Below are 19,650 nucleotides of genomic sequence, written 5' to 3'. Positions count from 1 at the left end.
TAAGCTTGCTCAAGCAAGAGAAAACGGCCAAGTGCGGAGTCAAAAACAAGCGGCTCACCGCTGGTTGGGACGATGACTACATGGAAAAAGTCGTTTTCAGTCGGTAAATCCCCGTGCAATCGCCCTGGGGCTCAAGCAAATGATGCGGTACGACCCCAACTACAATCCTCAACGCCGGCCGTCCCCAACACCCCGTCCAGACTACGCCGTGAAGCAGAACGGCCGCGTTCTGACTTTGCTAGACGCCAAGTACCGTGATCTGTGGCAACGTTCATTGCCACGCGAAATGCTTTATCAGCTTGTTGTCTACGCTATCAGCCAACCGCATCGTCCCATCGCGAGCATCCTGTATCCGACTGCGGAGCGGCAAGCGAAAGAATCGAGGATCAATATTCAAGATCCCGTACGCGGCACCAAGCTGGGCCAGGTCTGCCTGCGTCCGGTCAACTTGCAACGGGTCGAACAAATGCTGAGCACAAACGATCACCAAGGTCGTGCCGATAGATACGCCGAAGCACATAGATTGGCGTTTGGAGAACGGTAGTTTGCCTGATTTGACTATTCGTTCTTGCAGCCAGAAGTGGCGTCATCATCGGGACTCATTGCGAGTACTGGATACCCATGTCGACCCGGTGCTTTCTCGTTCAGCCAACTTGCGAACCGGGTGGTGAGTGGATCGCTGTTGTCAATGATCTTGTGACCAGGTCCGGCCTTAATGAGTCCATGAAATCGTTTTGGGATCAGGATCGCTTTTGTCCCGTAGTACCAAAATTGATCGCAGATCAGAACGTTCTCGCCACTCAGGTCTTTCGCCTGAGACTCTGGTCCATGGAACGGATTTCGCCGCTGCACCCACTCCCCGTCTTCCTTGAAATAACAATTGTCTCCAAATCGTTTCCAATTCTCTCCGCGAAAGAAAGGCTGCTTGTTGGCAAATTCTTCAAGCGAACCATATTCTTCGATTGGAACAACTTGCGAGACGATACCCGCATAAACCAGTCGGTTAGCACCCACTGATTGGGCGGAGCCGGTGCCGACGATCAAATCACCACGATTGGCGTACTTACGGATTCGCGGTTTGCATGTTGCGAGCGTCAAATAACCGCCAAATGGATTCGGCGCGAACCCACAATCGAAGCGAACAACGTAGGAACGAATTTGCATCTGTGCTGGCTTTACTTGTCGCAATTGACCGTCATATCATGGAAATTGTGGCAGCCAAAACCGGCGTTGTCGAGTTTGCTTCGTACAATCAATCCCAAGCATTTGGCGGCGTTGTGGGTCGTAGATGCGAGCCCAGAAAACTTTTCACCGTAGTCCCTTGCTGCTTTGTGCTGATGCGTGAGTATAAGTCCGAGAGACTTGCTTGTGGATCCTAGCTTTTGATCCGCTTGCGTTCTCTGAGTTGTGTCCGAAAACGAAAAACGCCCGCAGTGGATTGCTCCTCCGCGGGCGTTTCGTTGTTTACAGCAAGTTGACGACGCGATCGGCGAGTCCCTTCTCGCCAAGCACGATGTTCATGTTGCCTGCCGATGCGATCTTTTCGAGAACCTCCAGCTCTCGCAATCGCATTAGCGTTGGGTTGTCGGCCAGTAGCTTTGCCGTGTTGGCTTGGCTACGCATGGCCGCCGTTTCTTCGCGACGAGCGATCAAGTTGGCCTCGGCCGCCTTCTTGGCTTCGGTCACCTTGTTCATCAGGTCCTTCATGTCGCCGGGCAGGATGACGTCGCGGATTCCTACCGAGACGACTTCCAAGCCAAGCACGCCGGCTCGGTCGCGAACGTTCTGCTCGAGTTCTTCGATCAGATCGTCTTTGCCCTCGCCATTCTTGCCGCTCAGGAAAACGTCGAGTTCACGACTTCCCACCGACGAACGCAATGCGAGCTGCGTTTCTCGGTAGATCGACTGACGCACGTCGTCCGATGAACTCACCGCTCGGCGAGCATCCTTCACGACGTACGTCACCATCGCGTTGATTCGCAGCGACACCTTGTCCGCGGTCAACATCTCTTGGCCTGACACGTCGACTTGCGATTCACGCATGTCGATTTCGACCACGCGAGCATCACCGGCATCCTTCCAGAACGCATACAACCCCGGACCAAGCTGATCGACATACCGGCCGTCCAAGAACAGCACGCCAATGTGATCGCGGTCGACCTTGCACACGTCAAGGAAACGCAGCGCATCGCCGCCGCGAACGATCGACGCGAGCTGCTTGTGCTCGAGCCGTGCGTTTTCGATCGCGACCGTTTCGATGCGAACATCGCGAACGCCGGTCCAGTAGGCGTACAGACCTGGTCCAAGCACACGGCTGAAGCGACCGTCGATCCACACCAGGGCTCGCTCGTGATCCCGCAGGTCCACGACTTCCGCCTTGTCGGCCAACACGCCGGACTTCACGATCACGTCGAGTTGTTCGTGCTGGATCCACGGATCTCGCTTGCTGACGACTTCGACCTTGGTCTTTCCAAATCGCGTGAACGCGTAGTGCTTGCCCGCGCCGAGCAAGCCAACGAATTCGCCTTCGCGGAACTTCAGTCCGACTTCGTAGCTGCGGATGTGCGTCTTCTTGAACATGATGAATCTTAGGTAGTGGATCTTGTTAAAGATCCGGAGCATGAGGGATCTTTAACAAGATCCACTACGATTGTATTGAGCTGCGTTTCTTTAAGTTGAAAGAAAGAGGCTTTTGGGCAGACGATTGTTCGCTGAATCACACGAAACATTCGCGGAAGTTTGCTCTGAGCCACCCACGCGTGATCGGCGTCTACTGATTCGGGGCTTCGCGTTCGGATCAGTAAGGCGTCGCCGAGGCTTCGCGATACCAATCCATCCATCAAAGGCCGTTGTCAGTTTTGTCCGACGTTGCCGGATGATTCGTCTGCAAACCTGCAGGGCGAAACCATCGTGTTGCCAAACAAACGTGTCACGACCGAGGCCGATCGACGTTTGCCAGCCGATTCGACGAGGCAACCGAATGCCCGCCAGCTTCATGGTGAACACTTTCGTGCTCGCGAGTTGGTTTTCAGCCAACGTTGGTGCGTGACGGGAGTCGAACCCGTGACCGTCAGTTCCCTAAACTGATGCTCTATCCACTGAGCTACTCCGACCGATGCTCATGCAGAACCAGTCTACGGAACACGGTAAACCAATCGCAAAGATGCGAGGACACCGCGCCGCCGGAACTCACATCGGCCAGTCGCATGATGAAAGACATTCTTCTGCGTCTTTGGTTCGCCATTTGACGACCGCGCACGAAAAACGGCTGCATTGGATTTTCCAATGCAGCCGTGGCGTGAATTCAGTTGGTAGAGACGACTATTCTTCGTCGTCTTCGTAGGTTGGCGGCCAGTCGTCGAGGATGCCGGGGTACTTGTACCAGTCTTCGCCCCAACTGCCGGGATGCACGACGGGGTAGTCGGGCATGCCGGGGTACGCGGTACCAGGGTGACCGGGCGGCAGGTTGTCGGGGTAAGAGTGACCGGGCGGCACGTGGTACGGATGATCGGGAGGCAACCGCGGCCAGATGTGCGGCGGCAACGGGGCGTTGATGATGACTGGCGGCTCAGGCTGCGGCGGCCAAAAGTGTTCTTCGGGCCACCATGGTGGGCGCGGGCCGAAATCGGGTGTGCCCGGTGGATAGTCGTCAGGCCACACCGGCTGTTTGGGTTCCGGCGGTGGCGTCAGGATGATTGGGCCGTCGCGTTCCGGTGGTTCGTACGGTGGCTCGTCGGCCGGCGGATCGAAGGGCGGCACGAACGGGTACGGCGGCATGTTGGATTCGTAGGGTCCGGGCATTATTCGGCAGTCCTTTGCAGCGGGTTGGGGTGGACGAAGGCGGTGCGTTTGCTCGGGCACAAGCCGCACTGCGGGATGGCTTTGGTTTGGATGAAGGTGCGAAGTTCATCGTCGGTGGCGGCGGGCGTGATCGCTTTGTAGTCGCGGAAGAGTTGCCACTGCGGGAGATCGTGCAGGTTGAGCTTGGCTTCGAGTTGAGCGAAGTAGGCGAGCGCGGGGCACTTCGCCAGCAAGCCGCCGGCGACGAGTTGCGTGCAAGTCTTCTGCATGCAAACCTTAAACGCGGCGTCCGGTTTGGAATCGAACGGCATCGGTGTGCCGTTCTCGACCTTGTACTGCCGCATCCAACCGCGATGTGATTGGCGAATCTTGATTTGGATACCGGTCATGTCCTCGATTTGCCGCGAGTCAAAACCGGCTCGCCCGAGTTCGGTCATCAGGTTGGCGACCTCGACGGCCGAAAAACTGGTGGTCGCTCCAAGTTGTTTCGCTTTCGCGTTCAGTCGATCGAACGCTGCACCGGTCGCTCCCGTGATCGCACCAACTTGGCGGATCGCGTCGTCGTACTCAGCGAACTTACGGATGCCATCGCCGAGCGGCGCGGCCATCGCAACACCCAGCCCGGTCAGCTTTGCGCCCATCATCGACGTCGATGACGCGAACGAGGACAATTGCTTCTGTGCCGAACGCAATCCCTTCACCATCGCTGAGTTCTTCAGCGTCAGTTCGACGAACGCGGCTCCGGCACGGACTTGGGACATGGGGAAGCGGTTTGCCTTTAGCGGAACGAACGACGTAGCCGACCGGTGGGCGAACTGGGTGGGCTGCCGGGCCGCGACGGGTTCTTGCGTTTGCGGATACTGCGATACGCGGTCTTGCGGATTGCTCCGCCATCGGTAATACCGATAGCGAACCGGACCGCGGTGCGAAACACTTGTGCTCATCGGGCGATGGCAACCACCGCAGACGAGCAACCCCAACAATCCCGCGTGTTTGTGACCACCACGTGCTCGGCGTTCACCTCGCGGGGACTGCTGAGTCCGTCGGCTGCTCAGTTCACTCTTCACCACATCGAATACAACGACCGAGACGATTGCCTGATGTGCCCCCGCATCGTCGCCTTTTTGCAAAAGGTGAGCAAAACTCATAAATATTGCCGCGTATTGCGTTGTGCAGTACAATGGGAACGATGATATTCGCCATCCAAGCCAATAGTGTAGCAAGCCATGCAAAAGAATAGTTCGTTGATGGTCCGGCTCGATGAGCAGTCCAAGGCGTTGCTCAGCGCCGCCGCCGAGATGCGTCGGGTCAGTGTGAGTGACTACGTTCGCAGTGTGGTGGTAAGACAAGCCGAGCGTGAAGTGGCTGCTGCGAAGTCCCAAACCATCGCCATGACGGCTGATGAGCAGTTGCAGTTTTGGACGGCGCTTGCCAAACCACCGAAGCTCACCAAGTCGCAGAAGGCGCTCGGAGCGATCATGCGAGGCGAAGCGTGAGCGGCGTCCGCTATCCCGACGGGTGGCAGATCGAGTTACTGACGAAGTCGCACAACCGGAAAGCATTTCAGTCCGGTCAAGAACAAGTTGATGGTTGGCTCAAACGATCCGCTTTGCAAAGCCAAAAGAAACACCTCAGCTCAACCAAAGTGTTGCTTGATGATGAACGCCGAATCGTCGGCTACTACACCTTGGCATCCTCACAAGTCGATTTTTCTGACTTGCCAACTGACGTAGCGAAATCGCTTCCGCAACGTCAACTTCCCGTCGCGGTCCTCGCGTGGCTTGGCGTTGACCAAACCTTTCAAGGTCGAGGCATCGGTCAACGTTTGCTCGCGACCGCGCTTCGAGACTGCCACGAAGCCTCGCAAACGTTCGCGTTCATTGCCGTCATTCTCGACTGCGTCGACGCCTCCTCCAAAGCGTTCTACCAACGCTTCGATTTCACCGAGCTACCGGGTTATCCAATGCGGCTCTACTTGCCCTTCAAACTCTTGGACAAGCTCGTCGCGGGTTGAACGAAAAGTATTTGAGGATTGAACGATCACATAACCCTACGGTCAGATGCAGTTCATTTTGCCAGCGTTCTTAGACAGACCAAGAATCAAACTCCAATTTCACGGTTCAATCAAAATTCATAACCGCCTGTTAGCGGCCAATGCTCATCCATTCTGCGGCCCTCCATGACCCGCCAGTCGCCAATGAGTCAGCCCAAATTTCAACTTCTCTGTTTGGTTAGGAAACTGACCGCCAGGGGTAAACTCCGAAAGCCGGCGTTTTGCAAACCGCAGAACGCCGGCTTTTTTCGTGGTTTCTAGGCGTTTTGGTGCTGTCTCGAACTCTCTGGGGAGAGAGTTTTTGAGAGGCGTCTTGGGCAAATTTTCGGGGGGTGGGGTTGGTTTGGCCGGCGAATCTCTCGGAGCTCTCTGGGGTGATCGGAGATCTGGGTTAACGGGAGCTGGGTTATCGCACGTTGGGGCCGCTCGGGATGCTCGATCCTTTGCTGGTTGGGCTCGGTCGGGGATGACCGGCGGCAGAATTTTGGCGTTTTGGGTAATGGGGCGCGCGTCGTCGCGGCGGCATAGATAGTTCCGGGAGGGGCCAGTGGTTTGGTCACTCGGATCTTTCTTCGCGACGGAGGTGCCGCTATCTCTTTGAATCTCTCTTCTCCGTCCGCCACCCCGGCGGATGTTCGCCTGCGATCGGTCGCGGCGATTTTGGCCGCCGGCATTCGGCGACTGCACCAATCGGCGGTCGAGTCTGACGACGACACGGCGTCTTCTGAACCTGTTTCGCGAAATCTCGCGGACTCTTTACCCGAGCGGCTTGATGACGTTCGCCCCGGAGGCCTCTCTGTCACCGGCGTCTCTGAAACAACGGGTTTCGAGACCGAACCAGAGTCCCAAGAGATGGAGATGAAACATGGAGAATGAAACCATCGGCAACGAACAGCGGCAACGAGACATCGCCGCCCTGCTGGCCCGCGGGTTGTCTCGCGCGGCACGAACATCCGAGCAAACTGAATCGACCGGCGGCACCGTGGTCGCGGAATCGCAAGAAGTTGGATCGACCATGACCGAAGGAGGTGACCAATGAACGCTCGTGTTACCGCCGAGATCGCTCGGTTGCCGGACATGAAAGTGGCCGACCTTCAAAAGCGATATGAACAGGTCTTCCGCGAAGAATGTCGAAGTCGCAACAAACAGTATCTAGTCCGCCGCATCGCTTGGCGGTTGCAGGCCAACGACGAAGGCGGGCTTTCGACCGAAGCGATCATGAAAGCCGGCGAGTTGGCTGTCGATGCCGAATCGCGTGTGACCGCACCGCGGGAGCATGCCAACACGCAAACGGTCGAACCGAAACCGGCGGCGTTCGTCGATTGGGATCCGCGACTGCCTCCGCCGAACAATGTTCTGGAACGCCAATACAAGGGCGAGATGATCCGCGTCGTCGTTTTACAGGACGGGTTTGAATACGAAGGCGAGCGATTCCGGTCGCTGACGGCGGTCGCCAAGAAAGTCACCGGCACGCACACGAACGGATTCCTGTTTTTCCGACTTGGGAGGCGACCATGAGCAAGCGAGACAAAATTGCGGCGACGGTTCAGACCATCCGCTGTGCGATCTACACACGGAAGTCGACCGAGGAAGGACTCGACCAAGAGTTCAACTCGCTCGATTCGCAGCGTCAATCCGCCGAAGCGTTCATTGCGAGCCAGCAACACGAAGGCTGGGTCGTCAATCCAGAGATGTATGACGACGGAGGTTTTTCGGGCGGTAACATCGAACGGCCGGCTTTGAAGCGACTGATGGATGACATCGAAGCCGGCAAGATCGACTGCGTTGTCGTCTACAAAGTTGACCGGCTAAGTCGCTCTTTGCTGGACTTTTCACAGGTAATGGGGACGTTCGACAAGTACGGCGTGTCGTTCGTCTCGGTGACTCAGCAATTCAACACGACGCATTCGATGGGGCGTCTGACGCTGAATATCCTGCTTTCGTTTGCCCAGTTTGAACGCGAAATCATCGGCGAACGCATCCGCGACAAGATCGCTGGGCAGCGGAGACGTGGCCAGTGGTGCGGCGGCTATCCGGTGCTGGGCTACGACGTCGACCGCAACGAGCGGACGCCGAAGTTGGTAGTCAACGCCGACGAAGCGACGAAGGTGCGACGGATCTATTTGATGTATCTGGAACTGCGATCACTGACGGCGGTTAGCGATGCGTTAGCCGAACGCGGCTGGAACAACAAGCTGTGGATGACGAAGAAGGGGAACGCCAAGGGCGGCCGGCCGTTCGACAAGTGCAGCCTGCACGCGTTGCTGACCAACACGATCTACATCGGCAAGATCAAACACAAAGAGCAAACGTTCAACGGATTGCACGAAGCGATTGTCGACGAAGAAATCTATGAACGGGTCCAGTCGCAGTTGCGGGCGAACAATCTGAACCGCGGCAACCGACTACCAAGTAAATACGGCGGTCTGTTGAAGGGACTGATTCGTTGTCCGCATTGCAACGTCGCGATGGTGCATACGGGGAAAAAGAAAAAGACCGTCATGTATCGCTACTACAAGTGCGTTCGAGCAATCAAACGCGGCAGCCGGGCGTGCGAGCATCCGTCGTTGCCGGCGGGCGAGATCGAAGAAGCGGTCGTTGACCAGGTGCGGGCGATTGCGGGCGACACCGGATTGCGGGACGAGATCATTCGCCAAGCTGACGAGGCATCGCTGCGGCGGAAAGAAGAGTTCGAGACGCAGCGAATGCAATTGACGCGGCAACTGAGTCGTGATCATGCGGAGGTTCGCAATCTGGTTCTTGTCGAGCAAGCCAATAGTTCGACGACCGCTCGGATCGCCGACTTGCAGCAACGGATCGAGACCGCCGAGCGGAGCCTTGCGACGGTTAATCGTCAGCTTGCCGAAGTGGAGAAGGATGACTTGACGGCCGACTTCATCACCGAAGCGTTCGCGGACTTTGATCGCGTCTGGGATGCGCTCAACATTCGCGAGAAGGCTCAACTTCTCGGGCTGCTGGTCGCGAAGGTCGAATTCGACCAGGCCGAAAGCACGATCGAGATTTCATTCCACTCCAGCGGCATCGCATCGTTGGAAGCCCTGCAACAAGAGGAGGTCACTGCGTGATCAAAGTCAAAACGAAACTGAACGTTCAAGTCACCGCCCGCGGCCGGAAGACCATCCGGCGATTTGCCGACGGCGAAGATGAGCAGCAATCACCGGCCAAGCCCGCCGGACGCATCCCGCGGATCGCCCGCTTGATGGCACTGGCGATCCGGTATCAAGCGATGCTGCAAACCGGCGAGGTGTCGGACATGATCGAGTTGGCCCGGATCGCTCATGTCTCGCAGCCGCGGATGACGCAGATCATGGGTCTGAATTTGCTTGCCCCGGACATCCAAGAGGCGCTTTTGAATTTGCCGCCGCAGCGTGGCAAATGCCCGATCCACGAGAAGGGACTACGACCGCTGACCGCGATGTTGCTGTGGGCGGATCAGCGGGCTGCGTGGGCGGTAACCGCGGCCGGGCTGGCACCTTCGACGGAGGATGCGAAGTGATGCGACCCCGGAAATCCGCGCCGCCGGAGTCTCCGTCAACGGGTTTTCCGGATTGTTCCGAAAAAAAGTTTCGCCCCGTTTTTTAGGGCGTTTTCGTCACTTTCGGACTTTTTTACCCAGGCCGCGTGACCAAACGTGTCCAAGCCCCTCTGTTCAATACTCCTGCACATGTCGCATTTGCTAGCAACCGGAATGGCTGGCTTCACCTTTGACAATCTCCAGGGAAGCGAACTCATCAGAGCGGATTTTTTGATCTCAAATGGCAACCTTCAATCCGAAGCACTTCACCGACGCGGAAGTCCTCCGCACCATCAAGCCCGAACACCTTTGCAAGCTCGTCCAGCCACACGCCGCCTACTTCGGCGATCGAGGGTTGTCGCTGCCGTCGGCCCGGCAAGCGGCAACACTCGACGTCGATCGGCTGGCCAAGATTCTGGAGTCGCCTGACGAAGCGATTCCCCAAGATCTGCTTAACGCGATCGGTTACATCGACGAGATGGCGACGCCTGGCGGCATGGATGGGCTGCTGCCCAAAGCCATCGAAGCGAAAATGCCATTCGATCAAGACGAAGACCACTCGCCGGCCGACATCGCGGTTCAGGTTTGGTTGTTCGACCCGATGATTTTGCAACGCGAACACATCTGGCACACGTGGAAACCGCCGCGTCGGATGGATTGTTTTCGTATCGCTCCCGGCAAACATGCGGATCTTTTTGAGATCACCGACGAACGCTGCAAGAAAGCGGCAGCCGATATCGGTTCGTGGTTGGCCGCGAACAATCGCACCGCGTATTGCGATCTAGCCTACAGGGTCACGGAAGAAGGTTTTGACTTTTCGATCCAGCGTGGTGATCCCTTCACTCGCAAACCGACCGTGGAAGAGAACACGATCGGCAATGTCCACTATCGCCCCGCCAATCGAGACAAGGTGGTTTTCAATCACGAAGAATTGATGGTCAAGATCAACACACCAATCCGGCGTGCGTTGCCGATTTATCAGCGTGTGTTCGGAAACCTGTTGTACGACGATCCCGAGTTCTTCACGGACACCAACATCATCTCGCTGCGACCGTTGGAAGAACTCGGTGCCAAGGCTTTGACGTTCGGAGACGTCGGCAGTATCGAAGAGGTGCTGTTCGTCGAATACTGCGTCGATTTGGGCGGCGACCAAGATGCAACGTTTACCTACAAAGCGAAGAACATCATCGAGGACATGAAGCAGCGGAACCGGGAATTGACGTTCGAGGGTCGGCTGAAGAGTGCCACGTTCCGGATTCGGTACCGCGGCAGTCGAACCAGCCGGACGCTGAAGCTCTATGACGGCAACGCGACGTGTTACACCCGCGACGGGAACGCGACGCACGCCGAGCAATGGATGCGGCTTCGCAATTTTGTGATTGAGACCAACGCCCAGGTTGAGAGCGACGTGGAGATTGATGACCAGACTTTGGCGATCCATTGAGGACGCGGTCACGTTGCACGGGGCGGAGAAGGATTGGCGACGACGGCTCGGGACGGAGTTCGAGTCGTTTCGCCGGTTCTTGATTCCCACGGATGGGATCGTGCGACGGCTTGCTGGCGATGATCGTGGCGGGGCGTGGTTGGTCGAGGAGTTTGACGGGCAGTGCTACGCTCGGTGCGAACGGACAATGCTTGTCCGCGAGGTATCACGGGCGGACGTCGTCAGTCTGCAGTTCGACATGCGGCGTTTGTCAACAGAGGTCGCCGCTGCGCTGTCGCTGGCGGGCGGTGTCGAATTCGTCGGTTCAACATTGCACATCGTTCGGGCGGGAGCGTTGCCGGCGAGTTTGAAGAATCTGCCCGTGTATGTCTGCACGCACAAGTGGACCGCGGATCTTGTCAAAACCGTCAACCTGGTCGCCCACCACGCCGGCGGGCCATTCTTGCTGTTGCATCCAACCGGTCAACCGATTGACTCGCAGGTTCGGTCTTGGCTTGCCAAGGTCGACGGACACACCGTTGCGTTGAAGCAACTAATCGACGTGACCGGCGACGGCAAACTTGCCGCCACGAATCGTGCCGAGCGATTGATGCGACAAACCCTGGGTATCGAGTCCGCCGACATGCCGGTCTACCGGTTCCAGAAAGACGATGACTTCTGGTGGATTGCGTTTGATGGAACGCCTCGACCGGTCAAAGACAGCAGTGGAATGCCGCACATCGCCCGGCTGCTGGCCCGCCCACACGTCAACGTAACGGCGATGCACTTGGAAGCGATGGCATCGGGCATCCACGAAGTGGCCAAGTCCGGTGGTCGCGGCGACAAAGTCGATGCACCCACGCTGGAATCTTCGCACGCCCGCCTGCGGCAGATCGCTGGCGAATTGGACCAGGCGAAAGAAGATCAGGACTTCGCCACAGCGATGCGGCTGGAAACTGAACGGGACGAGATCCGGGCCTACGTTCGCAAGGCAACCGGGCTGAACAAAAGGATTCGCGATGACACTGATGCCAAGCGTGCTGGCGACAGCATCGCACGTGCGATCCGGCGCGCGATCAAAGAAATCGACAAGCGTGTGCCCGAGTTGGCCGAGCACCTTCGTTCCGACTTGGACTACGGCATCGACTGCATGTACTCGCCCCGAGAGCCTTTCGACTGGGAACTTTAATTCGGAAATTTCTCCTGCGGACAAGCTTTGTCCGGCACGGACAAAAGTTGTCTTGCCCCATCCCCGGCTGAGGGACGCAACCGTTCGCCTCGCCGCCGCCCGTGTTATTTCGCGACTTTGATTCGCGACACGGTCTTCTTGCGGCGGTGATTGTGGTGACGGTTTGCGAACTCCCCGGCCGGGAGATTCTGTTTTGACCAACCAAGAGATTGCCCCGGAACTGATTGAATTCGCGATGCCGCTGGTCGAGCGAACTGCTCACAAGATCAAGGTCCGCGACGAACTTCGCAACGTGGACGTCGAAGACATTCAGCAGGACTTGATGCTTCACGTTTGCGAGCGAGCCCCCAGCTTTGACCCGGAACTAGGCACCGTCCAAGCGTTCGTGACGCAGGTCGTCGTCAACGGCGTCGGCATGTTGCTGCGGAAGATGTCGCGGCAACGTGACAACCCGAACGACGGCGCGGAGGTCACGTCGCTTTCGGAATACGTCGACAGCCCAGACCAAAAATCCGAACAGCGAATCGTCGGTATGTCTTTGGACGATGGCGACCGGCGACGGCAAACCGAGTCCCGTGATCCGATCGCCGACATCGAGCTTTCTGATGCCGTCGACGAACGGATCGCTACGTTGCCGGAAGACTTGCGACCGATCGCCCGCGAGTTGATGTTCAGCAACCAGAAGGAAACGGCCGCCAAATTGGAACTGTCACGTCGTGAAATGATGGCCGCAATGCGAGCGATTCGGAAGCATTTCGGCGACGTCGAGTGGACCGAGAAATAACTTTCTCGGACCGTGCGCTGACCGGGCGGCATAGATAGTACCGGGGCGGGCAAGTGGTTTTGTCACGCCATCTGTTTTCGCTCCGGAGGACGTCTGTGAATCACTTGGACATTGAAAAGCGAGTGGGTTTGTCGCTCGCGGTCGGTCGCTATCTGCGGTCGTCCGAACGCTTCAACGAAGCCTCTCGCGAATTCACCGGAGCGTGTCGATCGCTCCGCAAACAACTCGGAAGCGAGCAACGGTTTGTCGTCCAAGTCGACTGGAAGCACTACCTCGTGACATCCGATCGCGACGGCAATTTCGATGTCGAACCGATCGCGTCGCTTTAGGGCCAACTACTTACTCACTTACTCAATTAAGGAATCATCGAACCAATGACTAACCTACTCGAAACGATCCAGTCCGGCCGCCAATCGAAGCCGCCCCGTGTCTTGCTCTACGGGGTCGAGGGCATCGGCAAGTCGACGTTTGGCAGTGAAGCACCCAAGCCGATCTTCATTCAAACCGAAGATGGGCTCGACGAGATCAACTGCGATCGCTTTCCGTTGGCGACGACGTTCGACGAAGTCGTCGCCGCGCTGAAGACGCTGGTCAACGAAACGCACGACTACGAATCCGTCGTGATCGACTCACTTGATTGGCTCGAACGTCTGGTCTGGGACAAGTTGTGCCAGCAATACGGCGTCGAGTCAATCGAGAAGGTCGACGGAGGGTATGCACGCGGTTACATGCACGCCTTGTCACTTTGGCGTGAAGTGCTCGACCTGCTTGGGGCGCTTCGGTCACGCGGAATGGTGATCGTTTTGATTGCTCATTCCAAGGTTGAACGGTTCGAGGATCCGGAATCGTCACCTTATGACCGCTATTCGCCACGGCTTCACAAACACGCCGCGGCACTCGTCAAAGAGTGGACCGACGCGGTGCTGTTTGCCACCCGGAAGCTTCGCACCCAAACCGAAGACGGAGGGTTCAACCGCAAACGCACGATCGCTCACGCCATCGGCAAAGAAGGTGGCGAACGTGTCATCCGTGCGTACGGTTCGCCGACCTGCGTGGCGAAGAACCGCTACGGCATCACCGAAGAACTGCCGCTGTCGTGGTCTTCCTTCGTTGGTGCGATGACGACCAGTTAGCCAAACACCGATTCACTCACTTTCCCTTTCTACTCAACCAAGGAACCATCCACATGGCCAACCTCCAAGGCTTTGATGCCAACCAAGTCGAACCCGCCAACGACATGGAACCGATCCCCGACGGCAAGTACGTCGCCGTGATCACCGACAGCGAAATGAAGCCCACGAAGTCGGGGACCGGGAGCTATCTCCAGCTCACGTTTTCCATCATCGAAGGCCCGCATTCCAACCGTTTGCTGTGGGTTCGATTGAACCTCGACAACCCCAACGCCACCGCCGTGGAAATCGCACGACGCGAATTGTCGGCAATCTGTCGTGCGGTCGGCGTGCTGGTGCCGAGCGACTCGACGGATCTTCACAACTTGCCCTGCGTGATCGGCGTGAAGTTGAAGCGTCGCAACGACACGGGTGAGTTGCAGAACGAAGTGAAGGGCTACTTCAAGAAGGACGCCGTAGCCGAACCGAAGCCGGCGTCCGAAGTGGCCGACAACTCCGCCCCCTGGAAGCGATAGCCGCGCGGCCTCTTTTTGATCGCTTCCAGGCCCGACAGCCGGCCGGCACGGATTGCCGGCCGGCTGTTTTTTTACGCACACCATTGAGCCCGCATCTTGTTCAAACTCAACCTTCCATTCCCACCATCGGTCAACACGTACTGGCGGCACGTCGGCAACCGCGTGCTCGTCAGCAAAAAGGGCAGGCAATACCAGGCCGCTGTCAGTTCGTTGCTAAGGCGAAAACGAGTCAAAACGCTCGATGGCGATTTGATTGTCGACATTCGTTTGATCCCGCCCGATCGCCGCCGCCGCGACGTCGACAACTCGTTGAAAGCGTTGCTGGACGCGATGCAGTTCGGTGGCGCGTACGAGGACGACAGTCAAATTGTGCGTTTGACGGTCGAAAAGTTCGCTCCTGAACCCAATGCCGATCGCGCCGAGGTCGTCGTGCAGCGTGTGCCGGCACCGATCGGCCAAGCCGGCTTCCGAACATGCTTGCGATGCGACGAAGCATTTCAAAGCGATGGGCCGGGCAACCGCATCTGCCTGCCGTGCCAACAGATCAACGCGATGTTCAGTTGCAAAGTCGAGGACATGCGTGGCAAGAAGCGGCACAACGGCGAAGTCATCATCGAACGCGAGGAGGATTCGATATGAAGCTTCGTGGTTATCAGCAAGCCGCGGTGGATGCGGTTTACAGTCATCTTCGCAACCGCGACGACAATCCCGTCGCCGTGCTACCCACCGGTGCGGGCAAGTCGCTTGTGCTGGCGAAGATTGCGTCGGATGCTGTGAACCAGTGGGACGGCCGCGTTCTGATCTTGGCTCACGTCAAAGAGCTGCTGGAGCAAAACGCCGACAAGGTGCGGCGGCTTTGCCCCGACATCAACGTCGGTTTGTATTCGGCTGGTTTGAAGAAACGCGACACCAATACGTCCGTGTTGGTCGCTGGCATACAAAGCGTTTACAAGCGTGCGTGTGATCTCGATCCGTTCGATTTGATCGTCGTCGACGAAGCCCACCTGATCTCCAAGAAGGGTGATGGCATGTATCGGCAATTCTTGGCCGATTGCAAAGTCATCAACCCAAACGTGCGAGTCATCGGTTTGACCGCGACGCCGTTCCGTCTTGATTCGGGAATGATCTGTTCGCCGGATCACTTCCTCAACAGCATTTGCTACGAGATTGGAATCAAAGAATTGATCCGCGACGGCTACTTATGTCCGCTGGTTTCCAAAGCCGGCGTGAACCGAGCGGACTTTGGCGACCTACGTGTCCGCGCCGGCGAGTTCGTGACGGCGGATGTTGAACAACTGGCCGGCGACGACGCCCTCGTGTCGGCCGCGTGTGCCGAGATCGTCGAGCTAACGGCCGATCGCCGGGCGGTGTTGATCTTCGCGTCCAGTGTGGCCCACGGGCGGCAAGTCGTCGAAGCGTTGCGAGACAACCACAACATCGAATGCGGTTTCGTGACCGGACAGACGCCCGCGGACGAACGCGACGAGTTGCTGGCCCGATTTCGAGGTGACGCACCAACGTCGCTTTTAGAAACCAAGCCGTTGCGTTTCCTCTGCAACGTCAATGTTCTGACGACCGGTTTCGACGCACCGCGAGTCGATTGCGTCGTGATGCTGCGTCCAACCATGTCGCCAGGATTGCTCTACCAATGCGTCGGCCGCGGCTTTCGCTTGCATCCCGACAAACAGAACTGCCTCGTGCTGGATTTCGGAGGCAACATTGAACGTCATGGACCGATCGACCAGATCAAGCCCAAGGAGAAAGCCGCCCGCCCCGGCCAAGAGCCGCCGGCGAAGGAGTGCGAGAAGTGTCACGCCCTCGTAGCGTGTGGCTACGCGAACTGTCCCGAGTGCGGTCATCCATTCCCGCCACCGGATCGCGAAGCCCACGATGCCAAAGCCAGCGAGGCCGGCGTGCTTTCCGGCGAAGTCACCGACACGGACTATGACGTTCACGATGTGAGCTATCGCATCCATCGCAAACGAGATGCGGACGATGATGCACCACGATGTCTGCGCGTCGACTACATGATCGGACTCGATCATTGGCAGAGCGAGTTCATCTGCATCGAACATTCCGGCTTCGCGCGTCGCAAAGCCGAACAGTGGTGGAGCGAACGATGTCTCGATCCGTGCCCGAACGACGCTGATGAAGCGATGGACATTGCCGCCGCTGGTTTGTTGGCTGGTCCGTCGTCCATCACGGTACGGAGCATCACCGGACAAAAGTACGATCGCATTTTGAACCAATCCCTCGGTGAGATCCCGAACGTTCCGTTGGAAGAGGCTCCGTTCTAAGTGGAAGCCGGCCTCAACATTCGATCGCACGTCGCCGCCTACCTGCAACGTGGTTGGCAATGCGTGCCGCTGCGCCCACGGTCCAAATCGCCATCGCGGCGTGACTGGACCAACTTGCGGTTGGCTCCCGACGTTTTTCCCGAGAACAGCAACATCGGCATCATCCTCGGTGAACCGTCCGGCTGGCTCGTGGACGTTGACCTCGATTGCCCCGAAGCGATCGAACTGGCCGACAGCTATCTGCCGCCGACGCCGGCCATCACCGGTCGCCCATCGGCAACGCGATCGCATCGCTGGTACATCGCAGTTGGCGCGACAACGGAAAAGCATCAAGACCCCAGCGATGGTTCGATGATCGTCGAGTTGCGATCCACCGGAACGCAAACCGTCGTCGGGCCAAGCATCCATCCCGATGGCGAAACTTATGACGTACTTGATGTTGAACCCGCGACCGTTCCTGCGCCCATGCTGGCCGCGTGCGTGAAAGCCCTTGCCGATGCCGTCATCGTCCGGCGTGGCGTGCCAACGTCGAAGCCGCAACCGGTGGCGGCCGGGCCATCAGCCCCGGCCGCCGATGTCGAGATGCGAGCGATCGCTTACTTGAACTCCATGCCGGCGGCGATTTCCGGCAGCAGCGGTCACTCACAGACTTTTTCCGCCGCAACGGCACTCGTTCATGGTTTCGGAATCGGACCTGACCGAGCATTGGCGATTCTGCAATCGGACTACAACCCACGATGTGCGCCGCCGTGGTCCGATCGCGAGCTGCAACACAAGGTCAATCAAGCGGCGACCAAACCACATGACCGCCCATTCGGTTGGCTGCGAGACGACGCCCCAATCGAACCGGTCGGCGAACCGGTTGATCTAAACGGCATCGTCAATCAACCGGCCGCGAAGGTCGTCAAGATCGCTTCTGAACCGCCAAAGCCGATCCCGGAAGATCCCGGTGTTTTGCCGAAGCGTCTTTTGCGATGCCCCGGCTTTGTCGCTGAGGTCATGGATCACTGTCTCGATTGCGCTCCGTACCCCAACACCGTGATGGCGTTTTGCGGAGCGCTTTCGTTGCTGGCGGTTCTCGCCGGCCGCCGTGTGCGCGATCCGGGAGACAACCGAACCAATCTGTATCTACTGGGGCTAGCTCATTCCTCGGCCGGCAAAGACTTTCCTCGCAAACTGAACAAGGAAGTGCTACGCGAAGTCGGCATGGCGGATTGCACCGCCGAAACATTCGCGTCCGGCGAAGGCATCCAAGACTCGCTGTTCATGACTGAGTCGATGGTCTTCCAAACCGACGAGATCGACACGCTGCTGCAGTCGATCAACAAATCACGCGACGCCCGGCATGAACAGATCATGTCGACGTTGCTGACGATGTATTCGTCCGCCAACACCGTCTACCCGATGCGTCGAAAGGCCGGCAAGGACGCTCCCGGTGTCATCAATCAGCCCAACCTCGTCATCTTCGGCACCGCGATTCCGAATCACTATTACGCCGCGCTATCGGAACGCATGCTGACCAACGGACTGTTCGCCCGGATGCTGATCTTCGAGTGTGGCAAACGCGGTGAAGGCCAAGAACCGAAGATCCGGCCGGTGCCCGAGACGATTCTTGAAACCGCTCGCTGGTGGGAAGATTTCCGGCCCGGTTCCGGGAACCTCGTCGATTGGTGTCCCCAACCCACAATCGTGCCGCAGGACAAAGCTGCCGCCAGTTTGTTTGTCGAAGCCCGCCACAACGCCGAACGCGAATACGGCAAAGCCGAAGACGCCAGCGATCCGGTCGGCACCACGGTCTGGGGACGCGTCAGCGAACAGGCTCGCAAGTTGGCGTTGATCCACGCGATCAGTCGAAATTGCCGCGACCCGATCATTGACGCCCAATCCGCCGAGTGGGCGATCGAATTGGTCGAGCACCAAACGCGACGCATGTTGTTCATGGCTGGTTCGCACGTCGCCGAGAACCCGTTTCACGCCGAGTGCTTGAAGCTGGTTGAGAAGCTCCGCAAGGCACCCGAACGAACGCTGCCGCACAGCGTGTTGCTTAAACGAATGAAGACGGACGCCAAGACGTTCGTGCAATTGGTTGACACGTTAATGCAGCAAGGCGACGTCACCCAACTGACCGCCGAGACCGCCGGCCGCCCCCAGCGAGCGTACCGATTGACCGACCAAGCGTTGGTGAATGAAGGGGGTGAATCCGGGGGTGAAAGTGAAAAAGGTTCACGCCGCGAAGGTGAAGGAAGGTGAACCAAGGCGAAAGAAGCGTGAAAGAAGAAATGCGTCAAACCCAGTAAAAACTCACTCTCTCTTACTTCTTTCTCTCTTTCACCCCCACCCACGCACAAACCGGAATTGGATCGTTTTCGTGTGTGTAAGCGAGAGGGGGGTGAAAGAGGGAAAGAAGCCTCACCCCCCGACCCTTTGTCCATCCGTTTCGTCTGACCCAAGGAAACCACCATGTCGTGTTCTCGTTGCAACTTCTATCAGCCCGTTCCAACATCGACCGCTTTACCACGCAACCAACCGTTCGGCGAATGTCGCCGGCATCCGCCCGAAGTTGTCAGCAAGCCCTTCCGTCGCGACGCTTCAACGCAGTCGGCGTTCCCGATCGTTAGCGAGAACGGTTGGTGCGGCGAGTTCGCCGAACGATCGGCCCCGCTCGGCGACCGAGCAACACGGACCGTCAATAGGAAGTTCGACGCGGCGGCCCACGACGACGCGACACGCGGCCCCGTGACGGCCGACGCTGAAAACGTTTAGGTACTCCCGACCAGTGTGTTCTCTGGTCAGGGCCGCGGGAACAGCGGCCGTACTAGGCACAGTTAGTTTCGAGTGTCCGAACAAAATGTTCCGTCCGTCCGAACGCATCGGATCGCCACCCAACCAACGCAACAGCCCAGCCAACCATCTACCCAACCAG

At 57.9% G+C, this 19,650-nt stretch carries 22 protein-coding genes and 1 tRNA gene; 18 read left to right on the top strand and 5 right to left on the bottom strand.

The genetic code is table 11. The features are described from left to right. The first annotated feature begins 208 nt into the window (after positions 1-208). A complete protein-coding gene (locus tag RC85_RS05065) occupies positions 209-544 on the top strand; it encodes a hypothetical protein (RefSeq protein ID WP_149752556.1) in 336 nt (111 codons plus the stop codon). A gap of 14 nt (positions 545-558) precedes the next feature. On the opposite strand, the gene RC85_RS05060 is transcribed toward RC85_RS05065, so the two are convergent. The 5 genes from RC85_RS05060 to RC85_RS26085 form a co-directional block, all read right to left on the bottom strand. Beyond that, on the bottom strand, positions 559-1,164 hold the full coding sequence (locus tag RC85_RS05060; protein WP_068259334.1) for an Nmad2 family putative nucleotide modification protein: 606 nt from the start codon (positions 1,162-1,164) through the stop codon (positions 559-561). Between the two features lie 300 nt (positions 1,165-1,464). Continuing rightward, positions 1,465-2,580 carry a slipin family protein gene (locus RC85_RS05055; protein ID WP_068259366.1) on the bottom strand — a complete coding sequence of 372 codons (1,116 nt, stop codon included), beginning with the start codon at positions 2,578-2,580 and terminating at the stop codon, positions 1,465-1,467. A 458-nt stretch (positions 2,581-3,038) separates the two neighbouring features. After that, positions 3,039-3,115 (bottom strand) — tRNA-Pro (locus RC85_RS05045). A 206-nt stretch (positions 3,116-3,321) separates the two neighbouring features. Then, positions 3,322-3,801: a hypothetical protein gene (locus RC85_RS05040; RefSeq protein ID WP_068259328.1), complete on the bottom strand. Its 480-nt coding sequence runs from the start codon at positions 3,799-3,801 to the stop codon at positions 3,322-3,324. After that, positions 3,801-4,949, bottom strand: a complete 1,149-nt coding sequence (locus RC85_RS26085; RefSeq protein ID WP_084422352.1) for a phage tail tape measure protein — start codon at positions 4,947-4,949, stop codon at positions 3,801-3,803. The genes RC85_RS05040 and RC85_RS26085 overlap by 1 nt, the downstream gene beginning before the upstream one ends. A gap of 78 nt (positions 4,950-5,027) precedes the next feature. On the opposite strand from RC85_RS26085, the gene RC85_RS05030 reads away from it, so the two are divergent. The 17 genes from RC85_RS05030 (at position 5,028) to RC85_RS04950 (ending at position 19,490) form a co-directional block, all read left to right on the top strand. Further along, positions 5,028-5,297, top strand: a complete 270-nt coding sequence (locus tag RC85_RS05030; RefSeq protein WP_068259325.1) for a type II toxin -antitoxin system TacA 1-like antitoxin — start codon at positions 5,028-5,030, stop codon at positions 5,295-5,297. After that, positions 5,294-5,815, top strand: coding sequence for a GNAT family N-acetyltransferase (locus RC85_RS05025; protein WP_068259324.1), 522 nt, complete (start codon positions 5,294-5,296; stop codon positions 5,813-5,815). Before RC85_RS05030 ends, RC85_RS05025 begins: the two co-directional genes overlap by 4 nt. Positions 5,816-6,451: 636 nt before the next feature. Further along, entirely contained in the window at positions 6,452-6,730 is a 279-nt protein-coding gene (locus RC85_RS05020; RefSeq protein ID WP_068259322.1) for a hypothetical protein, read from the top strand. Next, on the top strand, positions 6,720-6,893 hold the full coding sequence (locus tag RC85_RS26610; RefSeq protein WP_157593881.1) for a hypothetical protein: 174 nt from the start codon (positions 6,720-6,722) through the stop codon (positions 6,891-6,893). Before RC85_RS05020 ends, RC85_RS26610 begins: the two co-directional genes overlap by 11 nt. Then, positions 6,890-7,372 (top strand): DUF2924 domain-containing protein, encoded by a 483-nt coding sequence (locus RC85_RS05015; RefSeq protein WP_068259319.1) that lies wholly within the window; start codon positions 6,890-6,892, stop codon positions 7,370-7,372. The genes RC85_RS26610 and RC85_RS05015 overlap by 4 nt, the downstream gene beginning before the upstream one ends. Beyond that, positions 7,369-8,940 carry a recombinase family protein gene (locus tag RC85_RS05010; protein ID WP_068259316.1) on the top strand — a complete coding sequence of 524 codons (1,572 nt, stop codon included), beginning with the start codon at positions 7,369-7,371 and terminating at the stop codon, positions 8,938-8,940. The genes RC85_RS05015 and RC85_RS05010 overlap by 4 nt, the downstream gene beginning before the upstream one ends. Then, positions 8,937-9,371, top strand: a complete 435-nt coding sequence (locus RC85_RS05005; protein WP_149752584.1) for a hypothetical protein — start codon at positions 8,937-8,939, stop codon at positions 9,369-9,371. Before RC85_RS05010 ends, RC85_RS05005 begins: the two co-directional genes overlap by 4 nt. 259 nt (positions 9,372-9,630) lie before the next feature. After that, positions 9,631-10,833, top strand: a complete 1,203-nt coding sequence (locus tag RC85_RS04995; RefSeq protein ID WP_068259311.1) for a hypothetical protein — start codon at positions 9,631-9,633, stop codon at positions 10,831-10,833. Next, positions 10,808-12,001 (top strand): hypothetical protein, encoded by a 1,194-nt coding sequence (locus tag RC85_RS04990; protein WP_068259308.1) that lies wholly within the window; start codon positions 10,808-10,810, stop codon positions 11,999-12,001. The genes RC85_RS04995 and RC85_RS04990 overlap by 26 nt, the downstream gene beginning before the upstream one ends. Positions 12,002-12,194: 193 nt before the next feature. Continuing rightward, positions 12,195-12,785 (top strand): sigma-70 family RNA polymerase sigma factor, encoded by a 591-nt coding sequence (locus RC85_RS04985; RefSeq protein ID WP_068259305.1) that lies wholly within the window; start codon positions 12,195-12,197, stop codon positions 12,783-12,785. Positions 12,786-12,880: 95 nt separating this feature from the next. Next, entirely contained in the window at positions 12,881-13,114 is a 234-nt protein-coding gene (locus RC85_RS04980; protein ID WP_149752583.1) for a hypothetical protein, read from the top strand. 45 nt (positions 13,115-13,159) lie between these two features. Continuing rightward, a complete protein-coding gene (locus RC85_RS04975) occupies positions 13,160-13,918 on the top strand; it encodes an ATP-binding protein (protein ID WP_068259300.1) in 759 nt (252 codons plus the stop codon). Between the two features lie 53 nt (positions 13,919-13,971). After that, complete coding sequence (locus RC85_RS04970; RefSeq protein ID WP_068259297.1) at positions 13,972-14,430, top strand: DUF669 domain-containing protein; 459 nt, start codon at positions 13,972-13,974, stop codon at positions 14,428-14,430. 96 nt (positions 14,431-14,526) lie between these two features. Next, positions 14,527-15,069 (top strand): RusA family crossover junction endodeoxyribonuclease, encoded by a 543-nt coding sequence (locus RC85_RS04965; RefSeq protein ID WP_068259294.1) that lies wholly within the window; start codon positions 14,527-14,529, stop codon positions 15,067-15,069. Continuing rightward, the gene (locus RC85_RS04960; protein WP_068259291.1) at positions 15,066-16,727 is read left to right on the top strand and encodes a DEAD/DEAH box helicase; all 1,662 of its coding nucleotides are present in this window, start codon (positions 15,066-15,068) and stop codon (positions 16,725-16,727) included. Before RC85_RS04965 ends, RC85_RS04960 begins: the two co-directional genes overlap by 4 nt. Next, positions 16,728-18,977 carry a bifunctional DNA primase/polymerase gene (locus RC85_RS04955; RefSeq protein ID WP_068259289.1) on the top strand — a complete coding sequence of 750 codons (2,250 nt, stop codon included), beginning with the start codon at positions 16,728-16,730 and terminating at the stop codon, positions 18,975-18,977. It abuts the gene before it with no gap. 210 nt (positions 18,978-19,187) lie between these two features. After that, positions 19,188-19,490 (top strand): hypothetical protein, encoded by a 303-nt coding sequence (locus tag RC85_RS04950; RefSeq protein WP_068259287.1) that lies wholly within the window; start codon positions 19,188-19,190, stop codon positions 19,488-19,490. Positions 19,491-19,650: the final 160 nt, after the last annotated feature.

The organism is Rubripirellula obstinata (assembly GCF_001642955.1).
Classification (GTDB): domain Bacteria; phylum Planctomycetota; class Planctomycetia; order Pirellulales; family Pirellulaceae; genus Rubripirellula; species Rubripirellula obstinata.
The sequence above is the reverse complement of the archived record's forward strand: the minus strand, read 5'-3'. Positions and strand labels throughout refer to the sequence as shown.

Coding starts and splice junctions, on each gene's coding strand:
- RC85_RS05060 (WP_068259334.1), bottom strand. CDS start 1,164: ATGCAAATTCGTTCCTACGTTGTTCGCTTCGATTGTGGGTTCGCGCCG.
- RC85_RS05055 (WP_068259366.1), bottom strand. CDS start 2,580: ATGTTCAAGAAGACGCACATCCGCAGCTACGAAGTCGGACTGAAGTTC.
- RC85_RS05040 (WP_068259328.1), bottom strand. CDS start 3,801: ATGCCCGGACCCTACGAATCCAACATGCCGCCGTACCCGTTCGTGCCG.
- RC85_RS26085 (WP_084422352.1), bottom strand. CDS start 4,949: ATGAGTTTTGCTCACCTTTTGCAAAAAGGCGACGATGCGGGGGCACAT.
- RC85_RS05030 (WP_068259325.1), top strand. CDS start 5,028: ATGCAAAAGAATAGTTCGTTGATGGTCCGGCTCGATGAGCAGTCCAAG.
- RC85_RS26610 (WP_157593881.1), top strand. CDS start 6,720: ATGGAGAATGAAACCATCGGCAACGAACAGCGGCAACGAGACATCGCC.
- RC85_RS05015 (WP_068259319.1), top strand. CDS start 6,890: ATGAACGCTCGTGTTACCGCCGAGATCGCTCGGTTGCCGGACATGAAA.
- RC85_RS05010 (WP_068259316.1), top strand. CDS start 7,369: ATGAGCAAGCGAGACAAAATTGCGGCGACGGTTCAGACCATCCGCTGT.
- RC85_RS04995 (WP_068259311.1), top strand. CDS start 9,631: ATGGCAACCTTCAATCCGAAGCACTTCACCGACGCGGAAGTCCTCCGC.
- RC85_RS04990 (WP_068259308.1), top strand. CDS start 10,808: ATGACCAGACTTTGGCGATCCATTGAGGACGCGGTCACGTTGCACGGG.
- RC85_RS04975 (WP_068259300.1), top strand. CDS start 13,160: ATGACTAACCTACTCGAAACGATCCAGTCCGGCCGCCAATCGAAGCCG.
- RC85_RS04970 (WP_068259297.1), top strand. CDS start 13,972: ATGGCCAACCTCCAAGGCTTTGATGCCAACCAAGTCGAACCCGCCAAC.
- RC85_RS04960 (WP_068259291.1), top strand. CDS start 15,066: ATGAAGCTTCGTGGTTATCAGCAAGCCGCGGTGGATGCGGTTTACAGT.
- RC85_RS04950 (WP_068259287.1), top strand. CDS start 19,188: ATGTCGTGTTCTCGTTGCAACTTCTATCAGCCCGTTCCAACATCGACC.